This is a genomic window from Peribacillus sp. BM1 (assembly GCF_056679975.1).
The window spans coordinates 1,345,920-1,366,588 of record NZ_CM155259.1; the positions used below are offsets into that span (position 1 = coordinate 1,345,920).

A 20,669-nucleotide genomic window follows, 5' to 3' on the forward strand; every position below is an offset into this window, starting at 1 on the left:
TATCAAACTACATAGAAATTGAGTAGCAAAAAGTGTTACGCCTCCAATGATAAGTAATTTTCCGAATGGATCTTTTATTGAAATTGAAAGTGAAATCATTCAAATTCGAGCTAAAAAGACTGATAAAATGATAAAGATTACTAGACCCATTGCATATTCGTATGTTTGAATTAAATCCCCGAATCTTGACCATATGTACGGATTAGTTCATCAATAAACTCTTCGTGATTGTCCGTTGCAGTTCAAACAATTATTACTCCTTCCACTTCCTTCCCTCCATTCCAATTAATTTTTTCTAATAACCTCCAATAATCAACTTACTAAAATAGGGCTGAGGGCTTAGTAAATAATTAGACTTAAGCGGGTTTGCCTAATAAATACCATTTTGTATGATTACTTTAGTAAGTTTAATAATCATTCAGGTCAAGTCTACTAAGAATCCAGCATGTAAGCACATTATTAATTTAAAAAGTTAATGGAAATCCTTTCTCTGAAGAAATGACCAAATTTGTTAGAGACAAGATAAATTAGAAAAATTTTATCGATGCAGGAAGGAGAAATAATAATGTTTTTGAAAATAATCAAGAATGATTTCCTCAGAAACAAAATTGTAACGATGACAGTATATGTATTTATCACGATGGCCGTTATTTTGGCAGCCAGTGCCATTAATAACATCGCCAATCTGATTCAGTCGATATCAGATCTTCAGGAGAGTGCAGTTCCAGCTGACATTACGGTAATGCATGCCGGAGAATATACCCAGGCAGAAATCGACCAATTCACAGAACAATACCGTGACCATATAGCGACGCAGGAGACGATGGTTCTTCAGAATATTGATGGAAGCAATATTCATTTTGGCCAAAACCAAACGATGGCTGGAACTATACAGGATATTTCGTTTGTTGTACAGAATAAGAAATTTGATTTTATATTGGATCTGGATAATGAAAAGCTGGATGTAAATGAAGGTTTCGTTGCCGTTCCTATCTATTTCATGGAACAACATGACTTAAAAATAGGTGATACGATTACGGTGAAAATCGGCGGGTATGAGAAAGAGTTTGTCATTTCAGATTATGCAAGAGATTTTGAGATGAACTCTTCCCTTACTTCTTCGAAACGGTTTGTGATAAATCAGAATGACTATGATGAAATGCTTGAAATGCAGGCTGGGGAACTGGAATATCTGATCGAGTTCAAGCTGAATGAAAACGGGGATTATGCTGCGGTTCAGACTGCCTATATCGAAGCCGGTCTTCCGGCAAACGGTCCTATAATCGAAGGAAAGATATTTATGATATTTAATGCTATGTCAGATATGGCAGTTGCGATTGTCATTATATTTATTAGTATTTTGCTTATTGTGATTGCTTCGCTCTGTATTAGACTTACATTTCTGGCAACGATTGATGAAGATATTAGAGAAATCGGTGTTATGAAAGCAATGGGAATATCCAAAAAAGATATAAAAAAGGTCTATCTTAACAAATATAGAATCATCTCAGCGGCAGCCGGTATTATCGGTTATCTTATGTCCTTTGCAGCGGTAAATCTGTTAAACGGTAATATGAGACTTTACATATCTTCCGATTTATCAGGTAGCTTAAAATATGTACTATCGCTTATAGCTCCACTACTTGTATATTTCATGATTGTGATGTACTGCCAGCAAGTACTGAAAAGAATCGATAAGATTTCTGCGGTGGAAGCTTTACGGAAAGATTCTATGGAGCGCGGAAAGAACCGAAAATACAGTTTCCCGCTGCTAAAGAACAAATTCTTCAGCACCAATATTTACATGGGGCTGAGGGATGTATGGAAACGATTCAAATTATACAGGCTGCTGTTGGTTATTTTTATCGTATGTACGTTCATTGTCATACTCCCCTTAAATATTTATAACACCATGAATTCACCGGAATTTTCCACATACATGGGAATTGGGAAATCCGACATGAGAATCGATCTTCGAAGGACAGATACGATTACAGAAGATTTTAAAAAGCTACAGGAAGAACTGCAGAATGATTTGGATATTGAAAAGTATGGGGCCTATATCACAAGTTCCTATCAGGTCAAAAATGCGGAAGGTTTCTGGGACTATATGAATATTGAAACCGGAGATTTTTCAGTATTTCCATTAAAATATCTGGAAGGCAGAGCACCTCAGGGGGAAGCGGAAATCTCACTTTCCTTTGCAAATGCGTCAAAAGACGGGGTAAACAAGAAAGTTGGAGATGAAGTAGTAGTAAAGGTTGCCGGGACAGAAAAGACCTTGAAAGTAACTGGTATTTATCAAGATATTACAAATGGCGGAAAAACAGCAAAGGCACATACCAGTCTCGGTTTAAATGAAGAGGCCGTTCTTTGGTATATTGTGAGCATGGACGTGGCTTCAGGCGTCGATGTTCGTGAGAAAATGGACTATTATCAGAATACCTATGATTCTACGCAGGTAAATGATATCAAAGAATATACTGGGCAGACTCTTGGAAACATCATTGATCAGATGAGCCTGATTGTTATAGGCGGAATCGCAATAGCAGTAATTATTGCTGTATTGATAACTGCATTATTCCTTCGGATGTTATTATCAAAGGATATGTCTCAGATTGCAATTATGCGAAGTATGGGATTAACTTCTAAAAATATTAAACATCAATATATGGCAGGAACTATGATGGTACTCATATTAGGAATCATAGTTGGAGTGCTGGCTTCTAATTATTTAGGAGAACTTCTTGTAAGTATGGCAATGTCCTCTATGGGAGCCGCAAAAATTCAATTAGTTAATGTTGCATGGCAGACTTGGCTACTATGTCCGTTAGCACTGATTGTAGCCGTTGGATTTACGATATCTGTGTGCTGTAAGGTAACAGCAGAAGATGATTTATCTGTAGTTTTAAGAAGTTAGAACGGATGAAAAAGGTCGGAGTTGAGGCGTATCTCCGAAGATGGAAGAAGCCTACTGCGTGAAGGCACCGATGCAAATAAGAATGCAGATTCCTGAAAAATAAGGCATTCCGGGGTGCCTCTGCGGTATAGACTTTGTTTCAAATATGTTATACCGGAGGAATATATATGAGAAAAATATTAGAAGCAAGAAGTATAAACAAAAAAGTAGATTTAGGAAAAGAAAATGAGCTTCATATCTTAAAGGATGTAAACTTGGAGATAGAGGAAGGTGAATTCGTATCGGTCATGGGGCCATCCGGAAGCGGGAAGACAACGCTTCTATATAATGTAAGCGGTATGGATAGAATTACTTCTGGCAGTATGAAATTTAAAGGCCGTGAAATCGGCAGACTAAAAGAAGAAGAATTGGCGAAGATTCGACTGGAAACAATGGGATTTATCTTTCAGGATATTAATCTATTAAAGAATCTGTCATTGATTGACAATGTTATGTTTCCTGCTCTTGTATCAAAAGATGTGGATAAAAATGCGGTAAATCAAAAAGCAAAAAAACTGTTGGAAATGACAGGAATTGAAAAGCTTGCAGATCATAATATCACCCAAGCATCTGGTGGACAGCTACAGAGAGTCGGCATCTGCAGAGCATTGATCAATAATCCGGATATCATTTTTGGAGATGAACCGACCGGAGCATTAGATTCCAAATCGACAGAAGAGATTATGTCAATTCTTGCAGAGGTTAATCAAAAAGGGACGACCGTAATGCTCGTTACGCATGATGTAAAGGTGGCAGCAAAAACTGAAAGAGTATTGTATATGGTAGATGGAAATCTTGTTGCGCAGAAGAAAATGCGTAAATACGATGCGCGGCATGACGATATTAAGGAAAGAGAAGAAAGCATTATGAAATGGTTAGTGGAAAATGGCTTCTAGTTTTTCATTGGCATTCGTATAAAGTTCATATGGGAAATTTATTAGGTAAGCTCGAAAGGAATAGTTAAGAATGTTTGTAAGGAAAGACACGCTAACAATTTGCTAACGCAATCAAGTGAAAATAATGAAATCATGTTAAAGATGTTACACTCCTAATTTTTACAACCCTAGATATATCGCGCTTTTTGAACACATCACTAAAGATATTACACACTCTCATCTTACGGGCGGCATGATGTAATTCACTGAATTACGCCCAGCAATCCCAACGTTTTAGCACTAGGTACCTTAAATTAGGTGCCAAAAAGGTGCCAAGATTTTAAAATTAGAGGCTTCTCCTGAGTTGAGAAAACTTGTGGGAAGCTTCTTTTTTCATTTCTTGTGTCACATGTAGATAGACATCTTTGGTGATGTGATCATCTGAATATCCGAGACGGTCCATGATCTGTAAAAATTCAATTCCTGTTTCTGCAAATAAAGATGTATAAGTATGGCTTAGTGAATGGGGAGTTAAATGTCTTGTTATTTTGGACAACTACTTACTCTGGCCATTCGAATCTCTATAATCTTAATAAAATCCCTTCATTTCAATAAAGGGGTTTTTAGGTAGTTGAATATAAATGCATAAAAACCAACTTATCAGAGAAGGTCTTTCATCAGTTTACTGAACGGGTGGGAGGCCTTTTCTTCTATATTGGTTATTATACGAGCATAAATGTTAATTTTTTAAATATCTAAATTGAAATATTTAATTTTATATGTTTACATTTTTAAGATTATTAATTATGATATAAATAATTTAAAGAAGGGGGATGGCTGTGATTTATCCGGTGATTACAACTTGCCCAGTGTGCAGCGATACGTTGAAGATTACAAAATTGCAATGCACCCATTGTCATACAACAATTGAAAACGAATTTGAATTATCGAAACTAGCTTCTCTCACTAAAGAGCAGCATTACTTCATTGAAATATTCCTTAAAAGCCGCGGAAATATAAAGGAAGTGGAAAAAGAGTTAGGCATTTCTTATCCAACTGTACGCGGAAAATTAAATGACATCATCGCTGCTCTTGGGTATGCAGAAAAAAAGAATGAAACAGAAGAGAGAAAAGTCATCTCCATGCTAGAAAAAGGTGAAATTTCTCCGGAGGAAGCAATAAAAATCTTAAAGGATGAGTAAAGGGGGACTTTGTTATGAAGGAAGACATTTCAAAAATATTGACTATGGTTCAAGAAGGGAAGTTAGGCCCGGAAAAGGCAGCTGAACTGATCCATGTATTGAAAGAAAAAGAGGCAGCAGCTATACCTGCGGCTAAGCAAATGGACTATTTGGATAGAATGTTGAGAATTCGCGTTTCATCTGAGCAAGGCGATAATGTGAATGTTAATTTGCCATTAAGATTAATCAAAGTAGCGTTAAAAACAGGACTAAGTATCGCTTCAGCCATTCCGGAATCCGCTAAGTATGTAAAGGATATTAACACCATAGATGTTGACCTGATTTTAGAAGCGATTGAAAAAGAATTATCTGGACAAATCGTTGATGTTACAAGTGCAAACGGTGATAAAGTGTTGGTTGTAATTGAGTGAGCCTGATGATCAAAGTGAAGGTCAAACTAAAAGATCATAAGCAATTAACAGTTCTGGTACCGTATTTTCTCTTACGGACAGGGGGCTACGTCATATCTTCACGAATGATATGGTCATTCATTCATCGAATGATCGAAAAACCCAATATGAACGTTAAAGAAAACGCTTGGATTCCTACATCTATTGATCGCAAAGATATTAGGGCATTGCTAAAAGCCATAAAGCAATATAGAGGGTTGACGATCGTAGAGGTTCAAGATAAAGAAGGTACTGAAGTTGTTGTTAAGCTATAGAGCTAATTTGTTAGACTAGGCGAATTGACTATTTAAAAATGGGGTGCCCAGAAAGTAGGATTTAACTGATATGCTAGATCCTCTTTTTCCATATTGGCGGTCATATGAGCGTAAATATTTATAGTCGTATTTATATCCGTATGCCCTAAACGCTGCTGAATCTTCTTGACTCCTAAATCTGCTTCAATAAAAAGAGAGGTGTGAGTATGTCTGAATGAATGAGAGGGAATATTTTTTTAATATCCGCTTTCTTTATTAATCGTTTCAGTTTGGCTTCGACTACCTTTCTTAATTGTGGATGACCGTCATTTCGGGCAAAGATAAACTGGTTATCAGCATATACAGGCCCTTTTTGTAACATTAAAATGAATCAGCAAACCCAAAACCAGCCTGCCCAGTCTCAAAATCCCAAGCCTCCTTCACAACAGGAAGAAGCAAGCCAAAAGAGACCAAACTTTTGTCCGAATTGCGGAACAAAAACTGGCGAGGGCAATTTCTGCTCAAATTGTGGGCAGAAGCTCATTTAAAAGGGCATGGGATTGTGTTAAAGGATTTGTTAAAGTTCAATCAATATTTTTAAACTCTAACTGTGGTATTCTTTCTTTAATTTTGATTCATCATCATTAACATTGAGGATTTTAATCGAGGCGTCTCATAAGTTCACTGTATTTTTGGGAAGCTTCTTTTTTCATTTCTTGTGCTACAATAAAGATATAATGTTAGTTTCGGAACAATGAATTAAACTCTAAGCATTTTCATCATTAAATCTCAGCCATTTCCTGTCGAAAATCGATGATACCTTAAAAAGGTCAAATGAACCCAGATTATTACGGGATTTATGAGAGTGAGGGACGGAAAATGTACACTGTTCTATCATATGTGTTTACCTTTTTTGTCATTGTGATTACAGTATTGATCACGCTTTTTTTCAAAAATGAACTAGAGCGAATGTTTCAAACGAAAAAGGATGCGCTTCCTTTTCACATATGTAATCTACTTATTACTTTTATGGTTTCTTTTGCGGCACATGCTGTCATGACGATTTATGTTATCGGGGATGAATTTAATTGGATCGTACAACCGGTAATTCTCTTGTTCATTATTTTCCCAGTTTATCTAATAGGACATTTGGCATTTGAAAAATATAATGTAGTTTATCATAAATATATAACTGCAGAGAACGGGAAAGTTATTATCCTTAATGAAAAATACTTAAAAAAGAAAAAATGGCCGTCAAAATTTAGAAATTATAATGCCATTTCCAAGGAAAAGTAATATGGTTGTAGTGAATAAAATGGGTAAATATTCATTAATCGGATTAAATATCTATATAAAAGGCGTTCAATACATACCTGGAGGATAAGGAGCAAATCAAGCAGTCGCCGCTCGCTGTTCAGGTGGAAATGTGGCGATGATGTAAATTACTTGAAGTTAAAACAATCCTGCTATATAGTTAGCATGCTACCTAGTTATTTATGAAAGAAGGTACACTTTTGATTGAAGATGAAATTCGAGAAGTGCTCGATGAAATATCGACGCAAATGCGGCGAAATTACTCGGAAATGTTACGTGAACTAAATCTGCATGTTGGTCAAGATCAGTTGTTATGCCGACTATGGAGAGGGGATGGCATTACGCAGATCCAGCTAAGTGAACGTTTAAATTGTGAACCGCCAACTGTCGCGAACACGGTAAAAGCATTAGAAAGCTACGGTCTCATTTACCGACAGCGTGATGAATTAGATGGCAGAATCAACAGGGTTTATTTAACTGTTAAAGGTAAAGAGGTAAAAGGACCGGTTGAGAAAGTTTGGCGAAAACAACAAGATAAGTTATTGGATGGAATGTCATCTGAGGAACTTTTATTGTTAAAAAAGCTTTTAAAAAAAATGGCTGGGAATATTTCTTAAGCTCAGCTTTTTTACAAAAATCATTAGCATGCTAATGATTTTTCGAATGAAAAACATCCAATACGAACTTGCCTGAAGATGTAACGATTGGTTCAGGTAAAAAGTGACTGTTTTAAAATAGATGACAAATAAAAAATAGAAGGAGCTTGATCATGATGAAGGTTTTCGTTGTTGGAGCAAATGGACAAATTGGACAACATCTTATTCATCTAGTAAAAGAAAATAAGGAACATACAGTTAGAGCCATGGTTAGAAAGGAAGAACAAGTAAAGGCCTTTGAAAAGTTAGGAGTAGAAACAAGGTTAGCAGATTTGGAAGGTAGTATAGATGAAATTGCAGAAGCTGCAAAGGGCTGTGATGCTGTTGTCTTCACTGCGGGATCTGGCGGACATACAGGTGCAGAAAAAACACTCTTAATCGATTTGGACGGAGCAGCCAAAACGATAGAAGCTGCTCAGAAAATTGGCATTAAGCGCTTTATTATGGTAAGTGCGATTCATGCTCATAGGAGAGAAAAGTGGAGCAGTATCAAGCATTATATGGTTGCCAAACATCACGCGGACAAAATCCTTGAGCAAAGTGGCTTAATCTATACGATTATTCGACCTGGAGGACTATTGAATGAGCCGGGTACTGGAAAAGTTTCAATTGCGGAAGATTTAGAAGCCGCTTCGATTCCACGTGAAGATGTAGCACAAACGATTATAACTGCTTTAACGATGGAAAACACTTTTAACCGTTCATTTGATCTGGTGTCGGGTGAAAATCTAATTTCAGATGCATTGAATAAGATTTAAGCATTCAGATGGACTAAAAAAAGTCGATTTGCAGATAGAATAAACTAATCGTGTGTGTTCAAAAAGGAGGATAAAAAGAGCCGAGAAGTTCGAGGAGTGATCGTCTCGAGGACCGGAGAGACAGAGCGATGAAGAAATTCGATAGCTATTTTTACCGGACTTTTTGAACATCCTCTAATAGGAAGGATGTTTTGTAGGATGAGATTAAGTATATTGGATCAAGCCCCCATTACGAGCGGGAATACAGCTACAGATGCTTTGAAAAAGGCGGAAGAATTGGCTGTTTTAGGAGATAAATTAGGCTTTCATCGAATGTGGATGGCAGAACACCATGCAACCAATACATTTGCAAGTTCAGCCCCTGAAGTGACGACGGCTCATTTGGCTGCAAAAACAAAAAGAATTCGTATTGGAACCGGGGGAGTGATGTTGATGCATTATTCCCCGTTGAAACTAGCTGAGGTGTTTAAAACGCTAAGTGCATTTTCACCAAGCCGTATTGATTTTGGTGTGGGTCGAGCTCCTGGTGGGGATAACAATTCCATTTATGCTTTATCTGAAGGACGCCAACCGATGGTAAACAATATGTATGAAAAATTTGATACTGCCCTGCAGTTGATCAACGACGAAGAACCCGAAGATGGCTTATATAATAAAACGATCGCAACACCGTCCCAAGTCATGTTGCCAGAAGCTTGGCTGTTGGGGTCAACTGGAAATAGCGCTATTCAAGCTGGACGTAGAGGCGTAGGCTATTCTTTTGCACAGTTTTTCAATGGTGAAATGACCAAAGAGATTTTAGATACATACAAAAGGAACTTTCAACCTTCAGCTTTTATGGAGAAACCGCAAATCAATGTTTCTTATATGGTAACAACAGCTGAAACAAAAGAAGAAGCTGAATTTGAAGCAAAGCCTCAAGATATTTGGCGGTTACTGTTTATGAGAGGCAGAATTGGGGCAATTTTGACACCAGAAGAAGCCCGTGATTATCCATTGACGGAAATGGATCGCATGATCATTAAAGAAAATCGTAAAATTCATTTAGTGGGCGCAGTAAAAGAAATCGCAACATTGTTACAAGAAGAGCAAGCTCACTATGGATTTGATGAAGCGATGATTTGTAGTATTCCTCATTCACAAGAGAAACGCCTGGATGTTTATCGACTCTTGGCACGGGAATTGTTTTAATGGAGGAGTTTTTTTAACAGTGCAATAGATGCCTTGGAAGAAAAGCTCATAATGTCATTTATTCAGGTTAAAAGAATAACGAAGTAAAGAAAGAGGTCCAATTTATTCTATTCTTCTTTTAATTATTAAGAGAAGAATAGAATAAATGTATATCATTATCGTCATACTTCTTTACCACGGAAGGTGAAATCATAGGATCGGTGATTATGCCATTAACTGATTTTACATTACAAATTCTCAACATTGCAGTAGTTTCAAATTTTGTGTGATCTGCTACTACAAATTTGTTTATTGCATTTTTATACATTGCCATTTTCACTGAAAATTCTCCATACCCGTAACCCATTAACCCTTCTTCAAGTTTATGTGTATATATCTTCACTACGGACATACCTATTGACTAACAAAGACGGGTAAGCGCACCTAAATAAGTGTTGTGTAGACGCATCTTTAATATAATTTTTTATATTCTTTTTGAAGTTTTTTTGGAGAAAGATTGTATTCCTTTTTGAAGAGTCTGTAAAAACTCGAATAATCGGGAAAACCGCATTTTAAGGCAATTTTCTCTATGGAAATCTGATTTTGTTTAATCATTGTAACAGCAAAAGATAGACGCTTTAATGATACGTAACGGTAAAAGGGAAGGTTCATGTTCTTTTTAAAATAATGAGAAAAATAGTATTTATTTAGATGAAAATAATTAGATACATTGTCTAAACTTAAATCTGGCTCTGTCAAATGTGTTTCAATGTACTCTAGTACAGACAGGAACCTTTGGTCTAGTTCATCCTTGGTTCTAAGGCTGGGCATACTACTTGCGGGATCAAAGATAACTTGAAGTGCCTGAAATAATTGGTAGTTGATTGTGAAAGGGAAATTTTCTTCGCCACTTTTTATTCTATTTGTTACTTCGTCTAGTAAAAAAATGATATCCTGGAAATTATTGTAATGCAGATGTAACACATAAGAACCTTGTGTTTTTTGATTAACAATATTCTCTTTCATAGAGGGTGAGCTAGATAGAAAGTCACTCATTAAATGCTCACTAACACTAACAATTATGCGCTCATAGTTATCGATACTCTTAACATTCGCTTTATGGACAGCATAAGGAGGGATCACCACAACATCGCCTCTTCTTAAGGAATATGTTTTTCCCTCACAAAAGAAGTCACACTCTCCATCTAAAAATACAAGAACCTCTAAAACATCATGTCTGTGCAATTGGAATAAAGACTCTAATTGGGAAAATTTTTCGGATGATTCGTTATATTCCTTGAGCCAATCATGGGATTGATTTTTTTTGCTAAAGTGATGAATTTCAAAACCTTTATTGATTACTGGAATAAGAATAGATTGCTTCATTTAGTATCATCCTCTCATATAGCAATAATTACAATATTTTAAGCAATAAACGCCATTTATTTTTAACTTTTTGTTGTTATTATAACACTATAATAGAAAGCGATAACAAATTAAATATTCACGAAATGGGAATGATAGATAGATTCATCTCGAAGGGGATACTTTAGGAGGCATTAAAATGGAATTTAACCATAAACAACCCAATTTAGAAGTCAGAGTCAAGAACATCATTGAAGTGGATGGATTAAAATTTAAAGATTTGAATAACAGTGGGAAGCTAGAGCCTTATAAGGATTGGCGTTTGAGTCCAAAGGAACGTGCGGAGAACCTAGTCTCATTGATGAACATCGATGAAAAGGTCGGTATGATGCTAATTAATTCACGTAAAATGGGACTTGCTCAGGAAGATAAAGAAAAAACAAGTCATGATGGTATATTAGATGAAGCGATTGTGGAAAAAGGGGAAAATATCTTTGCTGCATCAAAAATATACGGAACAACTCATACTATTGAGAAAAGGAATTTAAGACACTTCATTTTAAGAGACAACTTTAGCCCAGCTGAAATGACGGAGTGGGTTAATAAAATGAATGAAGTTGCTGAGGGAACCCGTTTAGGTATTCCTGTCTTGATCGCATCTAATTCAAGAAATGAAAATGCAGAACCTATTTTTGGTATGAATGATGCAGGTGGAATTTTCTCCACATGGCCTGGAACCCTAGGTCTTGCAGCGGCAGCACAGGGAGAGATTAAAAACGGTGAAGATGCATCACTTATTAGCGAATTTGCTGAAATTGCTCGTAAAGAGTGGGATGCTACTGGTATCAGAAAAGGCTATATGTATATGGCGGACACTGTTACAGATCCAAGATGGCAACGGACATATGGTACGTTTGGAGAAAATCCTGAATTTATTTCTGATGCGATCGGTCGCCTTATCGATGGATTCCAAGGTGAAGAGCTAGGGAAAGATAGTATTGCAATGACAACGAAGCATTTTCCAGGTGGCGGAGCAAGGGAAAATGGATTCGATCCTCATTATGCAGAAGGAAAGTGGAACCTATACCCAACTCCAGGAAGCTTAGAAAAGTATCATTTACCACCATTTAGAGCAGCTGTAGAACATGGAACATCGTCCATCATGCCATATTATTCTATACCAAGCATCAAGAAGAGTGTGGTACAAGAGTTCGAGGGAGAAGACATTCCGTTCGAAGAGGTAGGCTTCACATTTAATCATTATTTCATCAAACACATTCTTAGAGAAAAACTTGGATTCAAAGGTTATATAAATAGTGACAGCGGTATTGTGAATAATATGAGCTGGGGCGTAGAGGGATTGAGTGAGGCGGAACGCTTTGCTAAAGCAGTTAATGCTGGGACAGATATAGTTGCTGATACAAATGATATAGAAAATCTTAAATTAGCTGTTAGCAAAGGATGGATTAGTGAAAAACGTATTAATGAGGCCAATGTACGATTGCTAACAGAAATGTTTACTTTAGGTCTTTTCGATGATCGTACGTATAATTCACCAGAATTAGCTACATCTATAGTTAGTAACCAAGCTCATTGGGATGCTGCATATGAAGGGCATAAAAAATCTGTAACCATCCTTAAAAATCAAAGCGAGACATTACCATTAACAGCTGAAAAGCTTAATAATAAGAAGGTTTATGTGGAAGTATTACACAAGGAAGTAGAACGAGCAACGGCGTACACTGAAAAGGCAAGAAAAGAATGCCAAGAGCTTGGCCAGTTTACGTTGACTGATACCTATGAAGAAGCTGACGTAGCGATCATGTTCGTGCATCCAAAATCTGGTTCTTATTTCAACGCGACAGCAGGACTATTAGAACTTGATATCTGTGAGGATAAAGTAGTATCAGCTTTGGATGGCTCATTATATCAAGAAACTACCATAACTGGTATGAATCATCTGAAAGAAGTGGCAGATAACATTCATAGCCGTGGCGGAAAAGTGATTATCAGTGTTAATGTGACATTACCATGGATTCTTGGAAGTGTAGAACCGTTGGCAGATGCTTTAATTGCTGGATACGATACTTTCTATAATGCGCAGTTTGAAGTTATTGCAGGTAATAGCCGACCAGTAGGCGTTTTACCATTGACATTACCAGCAAGTGAGGAAGTAATTGCCGTTTATCAGAATGGTGATTGTGTGTCAAGGAATGATGTGCCAGGCTATGACAAGGACAAGTATATGCCTGCAGGACTCAGCTATGCGTATAAGGATAGCGATGGCAATATCTATAAACTAGGCCATGGACTAAGCTATTAATAACAATAGGCTCTGTTAATTCTAAAAGTGCTGTAATATAACCCCCTTTAGGTAGACACGAAAAAAAGAGAACATGGTAATATGTTCTTAACAGTCTACTTAGAGGGGATTTTTCTATGGAATGAAAAGAACGAACCTTTCAGTTTACTGAATTGATGGGAGGCCTTTTCATTCATATTGTCAGTCATGTGTGCATAGATGTCCGTAAATTACAAATATATCCAACCTCATGACCCTTTCAGTGTTAAGTGATAATCATCATAACATTGAAAGGGTTAGGAGTTTTTTTGACATGAAATGAATGACAAGTGATGTGGCAGGAACGTATCGATGCATGTAAACCAAGCCATAATAATAAGACGAATTGGGAGAGGTTTTCTTGACTGTTAAAATACATTCCTGTTATTCTAATGCCATTATTCACTGACTACAATCGTTAGGTGAGGCTCCTGTGCTGGCGACACCCTGATGCTCAGAATCATGCACTTTTTTGAAAAAAATTATGAAAAACTTCAATTGGTCCCTAAAAACTACATTTAAATTTTACTCCGCATTAACGGGTACGGCTGATTGAAGTTTCACTTTATATACTGGGTTCCATCCTGATAGTTGGAGGTTTTTTTTTGAATGTTATCGTAACCAAGTTTAAAAAAATGTCTTACAAAAAAGTGATTTTGTACACCATAATAGGACTTTGTTTTGCCGTCTCTGTTTTTTTTATTAATCACAATGATTCGTTCTATGAACGCCCAATAGCCAAAGTCATCAAAATTAATCTGGAAGATACATCTGAAATGATTGATATACATAATAATAAAGATCATCTATTCACACAGCGTATAATAGCTGAAATAAAAAATGGAGAAAATAAAGGAAAGCTCATCCATTTAAAGAATGAATATTCATCATCCGGAGCTTATGATCAAGAATACCATGTTGGAAATGAATTGTTTGTTTCGATTGATACGAATACAGAAGAAACTACAGATTTAACTGGCGCCATAAAAGACGTAAAACGTGATAAATACGTTTTATTTATAGCTTGGATTTTTATCTTTATTTTACTTATCGTTGGAAAAAAACAAGGGCTGTTTTCTATTATAAGTTTGGCAGTCAATGCGGTTTTATTATCTTATGCATTGGATGTCTATTTGTATGACCCAGAAACGAGTTTAGTATTGATTTGCGGTATAAGTGTTATTTTATTTACTGCCATTTCTTTGTTACTCGTTAACGGTTTTAATGAAAAAACATATGCAACTATTATTGCGACCTTGCTAGGAAATTTTATCTCGCTGTTCATTACCTATCTTGTTATATGGTTAACTTCTGGAAAAGGCCTTCGTTATGAAGAGATGCAATTCCTTACTCGTCCTTATCAAATGGTATTTATGGCGGGGGTATTCATCGGGTCTTTAGGAGCTGTAATGGATGTAGCTATTACAATGTCATCATCTATCTTTGGGTTGTATGAACAGAATAACAACATATCAATCAAAGCACTTAAAACTTCAGGATTGGATATTGGCAAAGACATTATGGGAACGATGACGAATATATTGTTTTTTGCATACATAAGTGGTTCCATTCCAATGCTTATTTTGTATTTAAAGAATGCTTCTCCATTGGCGTTTACCCTTTCTATGAACCTTTCATTGGAGTTGGCTCGAGCCTTAGCTGGTGGTATTGGAATTGTGTTAGCGATTCCGATCGGTCTGTATACGTCTATTTATTTTGTTAATCGAAAGAAGGCGAGGTCATGACTGTATTAGTGTGGCTGGCAGCTATTTTATTTATACTGATGCTACTTATTGGTGGAAAAAAAGGAGCACGGTCTTTTATTTCTTTATTCTTAAACTTTGGTGTGCTACTTCTTACTATACTTTTTATGACAGATCCAAATGCTGATCCGATTATCTTAACATTGATTGCTTGTGCAGTGATTAGTTGCATTAATCTATTTTATATTAATGAAGTAAACAGTAAAACAACTACTGCATTCATTTCTACTATTATCACGATTATTATTTTACTTTTTTTTATTGTCATCGTGACAGAAAATGCTATGATTCAGGGATTTGGTGAAGAAGAAATAGAGGAGCTTAGCATATTCTCGCTTTATATAGGTGTAGATTTTGTTAAAATTGGAGCTTCCGTGATTATTATGAGTACAATCGGTGCCATTACTGATGTTGCCATTTCTATTACGTCTCCCATGCGCGAGATATTTTATCATAATCCATTAATTAGTAGGAAAGATTTATTCGCATCTGGGTTAAGTATTGGAAAGGATATCTTAGGAACGAATACGAATACGTTATTTTTTGCCTTCTTTGGGGGCTATATGGGATTGCTTCTATGGTTTAAAGATTTATCTTATTCGGTTGGAGAAATCGTAAATTCAAAAGTATTTAGTGCTGAGATGATAACTATACTTTGTGCTGGAATGGGGATAGCTCTGATTATTCCAATTGCCTCCTGGATTAATGCGTATTTTTTAGTGGAAATGAGAGAAAAAAACAAGATATCTAAATAGGCCTTATGACCAGAAAGCTAGAACGAGTAGAAAAGAAAAAGGAAGGTTCCCTATGAAATCCTACATCTTAACATTTCAATTTGAAAATATTGAGCCAGTTGTGTGGAGAAAAGTAATTGTACCAGGTGGGATTACATTTAATCGTTTGCATGATGTCATTCAAAATGTAACGAATTTTCAGAGTGGATATCCGTATGAGCCCATTCATTTGTTCGAGTTTCAGCTAGATGATGTTGTTGTAACGAATAATGTACAACGAATAGATGAAGCGAAAAGCAAATCGTATAAAGGAATTGCGGTGAAGCAGCCAACACGTATAAAAATTGATACTTATTTGGAGCGCTTGGGTGAATTTTTATATGTGTATGATTTTGGTGATGATTGGCGCATTCATGTGAAGCTAGAAGAAATCGTGGAGGATTATTATTTTGGTTTCCCAACCGTGCTCGATTGGGCAGAAGAAGCACCGCCGGAGGATGTAGGTGGTCCACCTGGATTTGAGCACTTTCTTGAAGTCTATCAGAACCCTTCTCACCAAGAGCATAACTATTTCCGAAGTTGGGCGGCTGAGCAGGGGTTCCGATTATTCGATAAAGCGTCTATGAATCAAAGTCTCAAGCACCATAAATTCCAAAAGACTGATTGGGATAAAGTAGATCATGAGAATTATCGAATAATATCGGATAAATATGTAGATACAATGAAGCAATGAAGTTGAAAATCTTCTGAGCATCTGCTATATGTTAATTAAGCTTTAATAGAAAGACACGTAATTCTCTATTTAGAAAAATGATGTATCATAATAATAGTAACTACTTAATTAACCTAGTCATCCTACTTACTTATTAAAATGTATTTACACATAATCCATTTCAAAAAAGGTTACAATAAACGATCTTATCTAAAGTAAAGGAGCGGAAAACATGCAAATGATCACAGGAAAAGTAGCGTTAATTACAGGAGCAGGGCGTGGAATTGGTCGTGCAACAGCAATAGCTTTTGCCAAAGAAGGTATTCACGTAGGTCTTGTTGGACGTACGCTTGAAAATTTACAACAAGTAGCAGAGGAACTAAAACAGTATGATGTGAAGGTAGCATACGCTTCGGCAAATGTAGCGGATTTAGACTCGATCACGACAGCGGTTGAATCAATTCGTGGCGAGCTTGGTGCAATTGATATTTTAGTAAACAATGCTGGCATCTCAAAATTCGGTGGCTTCATGGACTTAACGCCTGAAGAGTGGACAAATATTATCGATGTTAACGTCAAAGGTGTATACTACACAACGCGTGCGGTATTACCAGAAATGATCGAGCGCAACACAGGTGACATCATTAATATCTCATCAACAGCTGGACAAAAAGGTGCACCCATTACAAGTGCATACTCGGCTTCAAAAGCTGCAGTGATCGGACTAAGTGAGTCATTAATGCTTGAAGTGCGTAAGAAAAATATTCGTGTTACAACATTAACGCCAAGTACGGTTGCAACAGATATGGCTGTAGAACTAAACTTAACAGACGGCAATCCAGAAAAAGTGATGCAAGCGGAAGATTTAGCAGACTTAATGGTTGCGCAGCTTAAACTGCATCCACGTGTTGTATTAAAACATGCTGGACTTTGGTCAACGAATCCTTAATAGAACTATAATAAGACGCTATCCAATGTTTTTCGGATGGCGTCTTATTTTTTTGAATAAAAAGCTTTAATATTGGTACGGAAATTACAAATAAATATTATAGAATGTGAATGTTGGGAGTGTTACAACAGTTACAGTGACTTTTGATTATGCATGAAGGTAATAATGATGAAAATGGATGTTTATACATAACCAGGAGAGCATCTGCCAGCCTTTTTTTCATGCCTACCATTGCTGTTAAAATCTTAGAGATTACATACAGGACTGTATGTATTTATGGTTGTTGCGAGTAGCTGATGTGTATAGGAAAACATGCTTTCTGGTTAGTCTAAGAAAAATGATTATAGGTGAGTGAGCTGTCCAATCGATTGGTTTTTTTTTGAATAAATTATTAAAAAGGAGGGGACGAGCGATGGCTAAAAGTCAAATTGTAGACATTTCACACTATCAACCTTCAAATAAAATTAATTGGGAAAAGGCTGCTAAAGAAGTTGCTTTCATGATCATTCGGGTCCAGCACGGATCTAGAATAATTGATAGGGAATATAAAAATCACGTAGCAAATTGTAAAAGATATGGTATCCCATTTGGCCATTATGCATATGCTCACTTTGTTAGTGTGAATGATGCAAAGGTAGAAGCCAATGATTTTCTAAATCGCATTGATCAAGATGCTAAATTTCTAGTTGTAGATGTAGAAGAAAAAACGACCGCCACAGATGCGCAAATGGTACCTGCCACGCAAGCATTTATTGATGTTTGTAAAGCAGCTGGATGGAAAACGGGGTTATATACTGGACATCACTTTTACAAACCATACTCTATGGATAAAGTGAAAAAGGATTTCTTATGGTTGCCAAGATATGGGTCAAATAATGGATCAAGGCAAACACAACCGGATTATCCTTGTGACATTTGGCAATACACGTCAGTTGGGAAAGTTAGCTGGTATGAAGGGGATCTTGATCTAAATGTTTTATATGGCAATAAATCAATCGATTGGTTTATAGGTGTTGATCAAAAGGAGAGTGTTATAGTGGCAGATCATATAGATGATATTACAGGACATTGGGCCGAAAAGTCTTTGGAAAAAGCAAAAAAGGCAGGAATTCTAATGGGCTATGGAGATGGTTCAATGAAGCCGAATGAACCAGTCACAAGGGCACAATTGGCAGTTATCCTAGATCGATTAAAATTGCTAGATAAGTAGTTAAAACTATTATGTCTCAAGGTGCTTGATGATTTTTTTGATACCTTAAATTAAAGAAGAGCCTTCGTGAGTTTACAAAATACACGAAGGCTCTTCTTATTGGAAATATAAGTATTCATTACGATTCAATCTAATCCGCTTATTAGCTTATTTTTTTTGACTAAGGTTGGCTTTATTTTTGACTTTTTCGTTGTGTGTAAATAAAAGATTAAGAGAGGGCAAAGGCTACAAGCATTCCAGCAATCGTAATAGTAGATAGACCTAGTTTTATGGAAAAATAATAGATTCCCATTACGATTACAAGAAAAACAGTAGAGTACATCGATATATATAGTAGTGCTTTAGTGAACGACCCCTCCTTACTTCGTTGAAGAAGGGGCTTCCTGCTTCTTTGACCTTAGCCTAGCAGGTTATTCCTATTAGGTCTTACATGATCTCCACAGGCGTGAGTTCGGACACGACCTTGCCCTACAAAAATTAGCACGTTGGCTAGTTCTTTGATGGCTTGAAGATTTTACATGGCAGAGCAATCTTCCTGCCAAAACCTCATATCTTCAGTTTTCAAAGAGCATATTTGATTGTATTCTAACAAAACTTAGCAAAAAAAGAAAAGCGTTTTGGCTAACGCCAACCGACATTCATCCCCTCCCTACTCATTGGGCTACGCCCTTCGCATTCCTTGAGGAAGGGGACTTCTGTCGGAATTCGTTTAATTGTACTTTACTACCTGGTGAAGATGGATCTATAGATTGATTTGGGTGATTTTTTGGTTATTTCCAAACATCTTGTGCAATATTCACAACGTGGCGTATTTTTGCCCATTGTTCTTCTTCTGTCAGTGCATTACCTTCTTCTGTTGAAGCAAACCCGCATTGTGGGCTCAAACAGATTTGATCTAATGAAACATACTCTGAAGCTTCTGTGATTCTTTCCTTAATTCGTTCGGGATCTTCCAATGCGCCTTTTTTAGAAGTGATTAAGCCTAATACAACGGAAAGGTCAGGTCTATTTATATGACGCAGCGGTTCAAAACCACCTGAACGATCATCATCAAATTCAAGGAAAAGGCCGTCAAGATTTAATCCACCGAAAATCGTTTTAGAAGCATCTTCATAACCACCAGTGGATGAATATGTCGATCTGAAATTGCCTCGGCAAATGTGCATCGTAATGATCATATCATCTGGCTTATTTGCAATGGATTCATTGATCCCTCTAGCAAACAATTCTGCTAATGTAGCAGGATCTGACCCTCTTGTAGCGATTTGCTCTCTGCCTTTTTCAGAAAAGAATAGGGACCAAGCCGTATCATCTAATTGGAGGTATCGGCAACCGGCATCATAAAGTGCTTGAATAACCCCTTGATAGGCAGCAATTAAATCACCATAAAATTCTTCGTGAGTACGGTAAACATCAGTTTCTAGTGTTCCTCTGAAATAAAGCATATTGGGACTTGGTATGGCAAATTTTGCAACAGCATCGCCTGCAATATTATGAAGGAACTTATAATGATCAATCATATAATGATCAGAAAATGCGATTTTTTCCGTTACCTTAATGCCGTGCGCTCTCGTTTTAACACCGTTAAATTGAATTCCGTCATTCGTTTCATGAAACACAACCCCATCAAAACCTGAAAGAAAATCTAAATGCCACCAAGCACGTCTAAATTCGCCATCAGTAACAGCTGTAAGACCAGCTTCTTTTTGCTTTTCAACTAGCTTTATAATTTCCTCGTCCTCGATTTCACGTAATTCATCAGCTGTAATTTCACCGTTGTCCTTTTGTAAACGTGCTTGCTTAAGACGTTCTGGTCGTAAAAAGCTACCGACGTGATCTGCTTTAAATGGTACATTCGTTACTTTTTCTTGCGCTGCTAATTTTGTCATGTTATTTCCTACTTCCTTTTATAGATTTTTCATAAAGCGTTTAATTAGGTCGAGCTTTTTGCCAATAAACAAAAATAAAAGGGCCCTCAA

General features: G+C 36.7%; 19 protein-coding genes and 1 pseudogene. 16 read left to right on the plus strand and 4 right to left on the minus strand.

What is annotated here, in order from left to right; genetic code table 11:
* Window positions 1-565 precede the first annotated feature (565 nt).
* The 5 genes from AC1MGI_RS06635 to AC1MGI_RS06655 all read left to right on the plus strand — a co-directional run bounded on the left by AC1MGI_RS06635 (window position 566) and on the right by AC1MGI_RS06655 (window position 5,739).
* Window positions 566-2,920 (plus strand): ABC transporter permease, encoded by a 2,355-nt coding sequence (locus AC1MGI_RS06635; protein WP_480348993.1) that lies wholly within the window; start codon window positions 566-568, stop codon window positions 2,918-2,920.
* A gap of 167 nt (window positions 2,921-3,087) precedes the next feature.
* Window positions 3,088-3,855, plus strand: coding sequence for an ABC transporter ATP-binding protein (locus AC1MGI_RS06640; RefSeq protein WP_480348995.1), 768 nt, complete (start codon window positions 3,088-3,090; stop codon window positions 3,853-3,855).
* An 818-nt stretch (window positions 3,856-4,673) separates the two neighbouring features.
* Complete coding sequence (locus AC1MGI_RS06645) at window positions 4,674-5,036, plus strand: DUF2089 family protein (protein WP_480349720.1); 363 nt, start codon at window positions 4,674-4,676, stop codon at window positions 5,034-5,036.
* A gap of 14 nt (window positions 5,037-5,050) precedes the next feature.
* Window positions 5,051-5,446 (plus strand): SHOCT-like domain-containing protein, encoded by a 396-nt coding sequence (locus AC1MGI_RS06650; protein ID WP_480348997.1) that lies wholly within the window; start codon window positions 5,051-5,053, stop codon window positions 5,444-5,446.
* A 5-nt stretch (window positions 5,447-5,451) separates the two neighbouring features.
* On the plus strand, window positions 5,452-5,739 hold the full coding sequence (locus AC1MGI_RS06655) for a hypothetical protein (protein ID WP_480348998.1): 288 nt from the start codon (window positions 5,452-5,454) through the stop codon (window positions 5,737-5,739).
* Window positions 5,740-5,771: 32 nt separating this feature from the next.
* Here AC1MGI_RS06655 and AC1MGI_RS06660 read toward each other — a convergent pair whose 3' ends face one another.
* Entirely contained in the window at window positions 5,772-5,969 is a 198-nt protein-coding gene (locus tag AC1MGI_RS06660) for a tyrosine-type recombinase/integrase (RefSeq protein WP_480349721.1), read from the minus strand.
* Window positions 5,970-6,095: 126 nt separating this feature from the next.
* Here AC1MGI_RS06660 and AC1MGI_RS06665 point away from each other — a divergent pair.
* From AC1MGI_RS06665 to AC1MGI_RS06685, 5 genes and pseudogenes are all read left to right on the plus strand, one after another.
* Window positions 6,096-6,266: pseudogene (locus tag AC1MGI_RS06665) on the plus strand (SPFH domain-containing protein); the annotation flags it as partial.
* A 331-nt stretch (window positions 6,267-6,597) separates the two neighbouring features.
* Window positions 6,598-7,014 carry a hypothetical protein gene (locus AC1MGI_RS06670; RefSeq protein WP_480348999.1) on the plus strand — a complete coding sequence of 139 codons (417 nt, stop codon included), beginning with the start codon at window positions 6,598-6,600 and terminating at the stop codon, window positions 7,012-7,014.
* Window positions 7,015-7,232: 218 nt separating this feature from the next.
* Window positions 7,233-7,649 carry a MarR family winged helix-turn-helix transcriptional regulator gene (locus tag AC1MGI_RS06675; protein WP_480349000.1) on the plus strand — a complete coding sequence of 139 codons (417 nt, stop codon included), beginning with the start codon at window positions 7,233-7,235 and terminating at the stop codon, window positions 7,647-7,649.
* A 155-nt stretch (window positions 7,650-7,804) separates the two neighbouring features.
* Window positions 7,805-8,446, plus strand: coding sequence for an SDR family oxidoreductase (locus AC1MGI_RS06680; protein ID WP_480349722.1), 642 nt, complete (start codon window positions 7,805-7,807; stop codon window positions 8,444-8,446).
* 198 nt (window positions 8,447-8,644) lie between these two features.
* A complete protein-coding gene (locus AC1MGI_RS06685; RefSeq protein WP_480349001.1) occupies window positions 8,645-9,637 on the plus strand; it encodes an LLM class flavin-dependent oxidoreductase in 993 nt (330 codons plus the stop codon).
* Window positions 9,638-9,755: 118 nt separating this feature from the next.
* Here the strand turns inward: AC1MGI_RS06685 and AC1MGI_RS06690 are convergent, their stop codons facing one another.
* Together AC1MGI_RS06690 and AC1MGI_RS06695 are read right to left on the minus strand one after the other, a co-directional pair.
* A complete protein-coding gene (locus tag AC1MGI_RS06690) occupies window positions 9,756-10,019 on the minus strand; it encodes a hypothetical protein (RefSeq protein WP_480349002.1) in 264 nt (87 codons plus the stop codon).
* Between the two features lie 68 nt (window positions 10,020-10,087).
* Window positions 10,088-11,002: a helix-turn-helix domain-containing protein gene (locus AC1MGI_RS06695; protein WP_480349003.1), complete on the minus strand. Its 915-nt coding sequence runs from the start codon at window positions 11,000-11,002 to the stop codon at window positions 10,088-10,090.
* A 178-nt stretch (window positions 11,003-11,180) separates the two neighbouring features.
* Between AC1MGI_RS06695 and AC1MGI_RS06700 the strand changes: the two genes are divergently transcribed.
* The 6 genes from AC1MGI_RS06700 (at window position 11,181) to AC1MGI_RS06725 (ending at window position 18,690) form a co-directional block, all read left to right on the plus strand.
* A complete protein-coding gene (locus tag AC1MGI_RS06700) occupies window positions 11,181-13,304 on the plus strand; it encodes a glycoside hydrolase family 3 protein (RefSeq protein WP_480349004.1) in 2,124 nt (707 codons plus the stop codon).
* A 623-nt stretch (window positions 13,305-13,927) separates the two neighbouring features.
* Entirely contained in the window at window positions 13,928-15,067 is a 1,140-nt protein-coding gene (locus AC1MGI_RS06705; protein WP_480349005.1) for a YibE/F family protein, read from the plus strand.
* Complete coding sequence (locus AC1MGI_RS06710; protein WP_480349006.1) at window positions 15,064-15,840, plus strand: YibE/F family protein; 777 nt, start codon at window positions 15,064-15,066, stop codon at window positions 15,838-15,840. The genes AC1MGI_RS06705 and AC1MGI_RS06710 overlap by 4 nt, the downstream gene beginning before the upstream one ends.
* Window positions 15,841-15,892: 52 nt before the next feature.
* Window positions 15,893-16,552 carry a plasmid pRiA4b ORF-3 family protein gene (locus AC1MGI_RS06715; protein WP_480349007.1) on the plus strand — a complete coding sequence of 220 codons (660 nt, stop codon included), beginning with the start codon at window positions 15,893-15,895 and terminating at the stop codon, window positions 16,550-16,552.
* 211 nt (window positions 16,553-16,763) lie between these two features.
* The gene (locus AC1MGI_RS06720) at window positions 16,764-17,480 is read left to right on the plus strand and encodes a 3-ketoacyl-ACP reductase (protein ID WP_480349008.1); all 717 of its coding nucleotides are present in this window, start codon (window positions 16,764-16,766) and stop codon (window positions 17,478-17,480) included.
* Between the two features lie 412 nt (window positions 17,481-17,892).
* Window positions 17,893-18,690 carry a GH25 family lysozyme gene (locus AC1MGI_RS06725; protein WP_480349009.1) on the plus strand — a complete coding sequence of 266 codons (798 nt, stop codon included), beginning with the start codon at window positions 17,893-17,895 and terminating at the stop codon, window positions 18,688-18,690.
* A 770-nt stretch (window positions 18,691-19,460) separates the two neighbouring features.
* On the opposite strand, the gene AC1MGI_RS06730 is transcribed toward AC1MGI_RS06725, so the two are convergent.
* The gene (locus tag AC1MGI_RS06730; RefSeq protein WP_480349010.1) at window positions 19,461-20,579 is read right to left on the minus strand and encodes a 5-methyltetrahydropteroyltriglutamate--homocysteine S-methyltransferase; all 1,119 of its coding nucleotides are present in this window, start codon (window positions 20,577-20,579) and stop codon (window positions 19,461-19,463) included.
* Window positions 20,580-20,669 lie beyond the last annotated feature (90 nt).

Coding starts and splice junctions, on each gene's coding strand:
- AC1MGI_RS06700 (WP_480349004.1), top strand. CDS start 11,181: ATGGAATTTAACCATAAACAACCCAATTTAGAAGTCAGAGTCAAGAAC.
- AC1MGI_RS06730 (WP_480349010.1), bottom strand. CDS start 20,579: ATGACAAAATTAGCAGCGCAAGAAAAAGTAACGAATGTACCATTTAAA.
- AC1MGI_RS06680 (WP_480349722.1), top strand. CDS start 7,805: ATGAAGGTTTTCGTTGTTGGAGCAAATGGACAAATTGGACAACATCTT.
- AC1MGI_RS06650 (WP_480348997.1), top strand. CDS start 5,051: ATGAAGGAAGACATTTCAAAAATATTGACTATGGTTCAAGAAGGGAAG.
- AC1MGI_RS06640 (WP_480348995.1), top strand. CDS start 3,088: ATGAGAAAAATATTAGAAGCAAGAAGTATAAACAAAAAAGTAGATTTA.
- AC1MGI_RS06710 (WP_480349006.1), top strand. CDS start 15,064: ATGACTGTATTAGTGTGGCTGGCAGCTATTTTATTTATACTGATGCTA.
- AC1MGI_RS06655 (WP_480348998.1), top strand. CDS start 5,452: ATGATCAAAGTGAAGGTCAAACTAAAAGATCATAAGCAATTAACAGTT.
- AC1MGI_RS06715 (WP_480349007.1), top strand. CDS start 15,893: ATGAAATCCTACATCTTAACATTTCAATTTGAAAATATTGAGCCAGTT.
- AC1MGI_RS06695 (WP_480349003.1), bottom strand. CDS start 11,002: ATGAAGCAATCTATTCTTATTCCAGTAATCAATAAAGGTTTTGAAATT.
- AC1MGI_RS06720 (WP_480349008.1), top strand. CDS start 16,764: ATGCAAATGATCACAGGAAAAGTAGCGTTAATTACAGGAGCAGGGCGT.
- AC1MGI_RS06670 (WP_480348999.1), top strand. CDS start 6,598: ATGTACACTGTTCTATCATATGTGTTTACCTTTTTTGTCATTGTGATT.
- AC1MGI_RS06685 (WP_480349001.1), top strand. CDS start 8,645: ATGAGATTAAGTATATTGGATCAAGCCCCCATTACGAGCGGGAATACA.
- AC1MGI_RS06635 (WP_480348993.1), top strand. CDS start 566: ATGTTTTTGAAAATAATCAAGAATGATTTCCTCAGAAACAAAATTGTA.
- AC1MGI_RS06725 (WP_480349009.1), top strand. CDS start 17,893: ATGGCTAAAAGTCAAATTGTAGACATTTCACACTATCAACCTTCAAAT.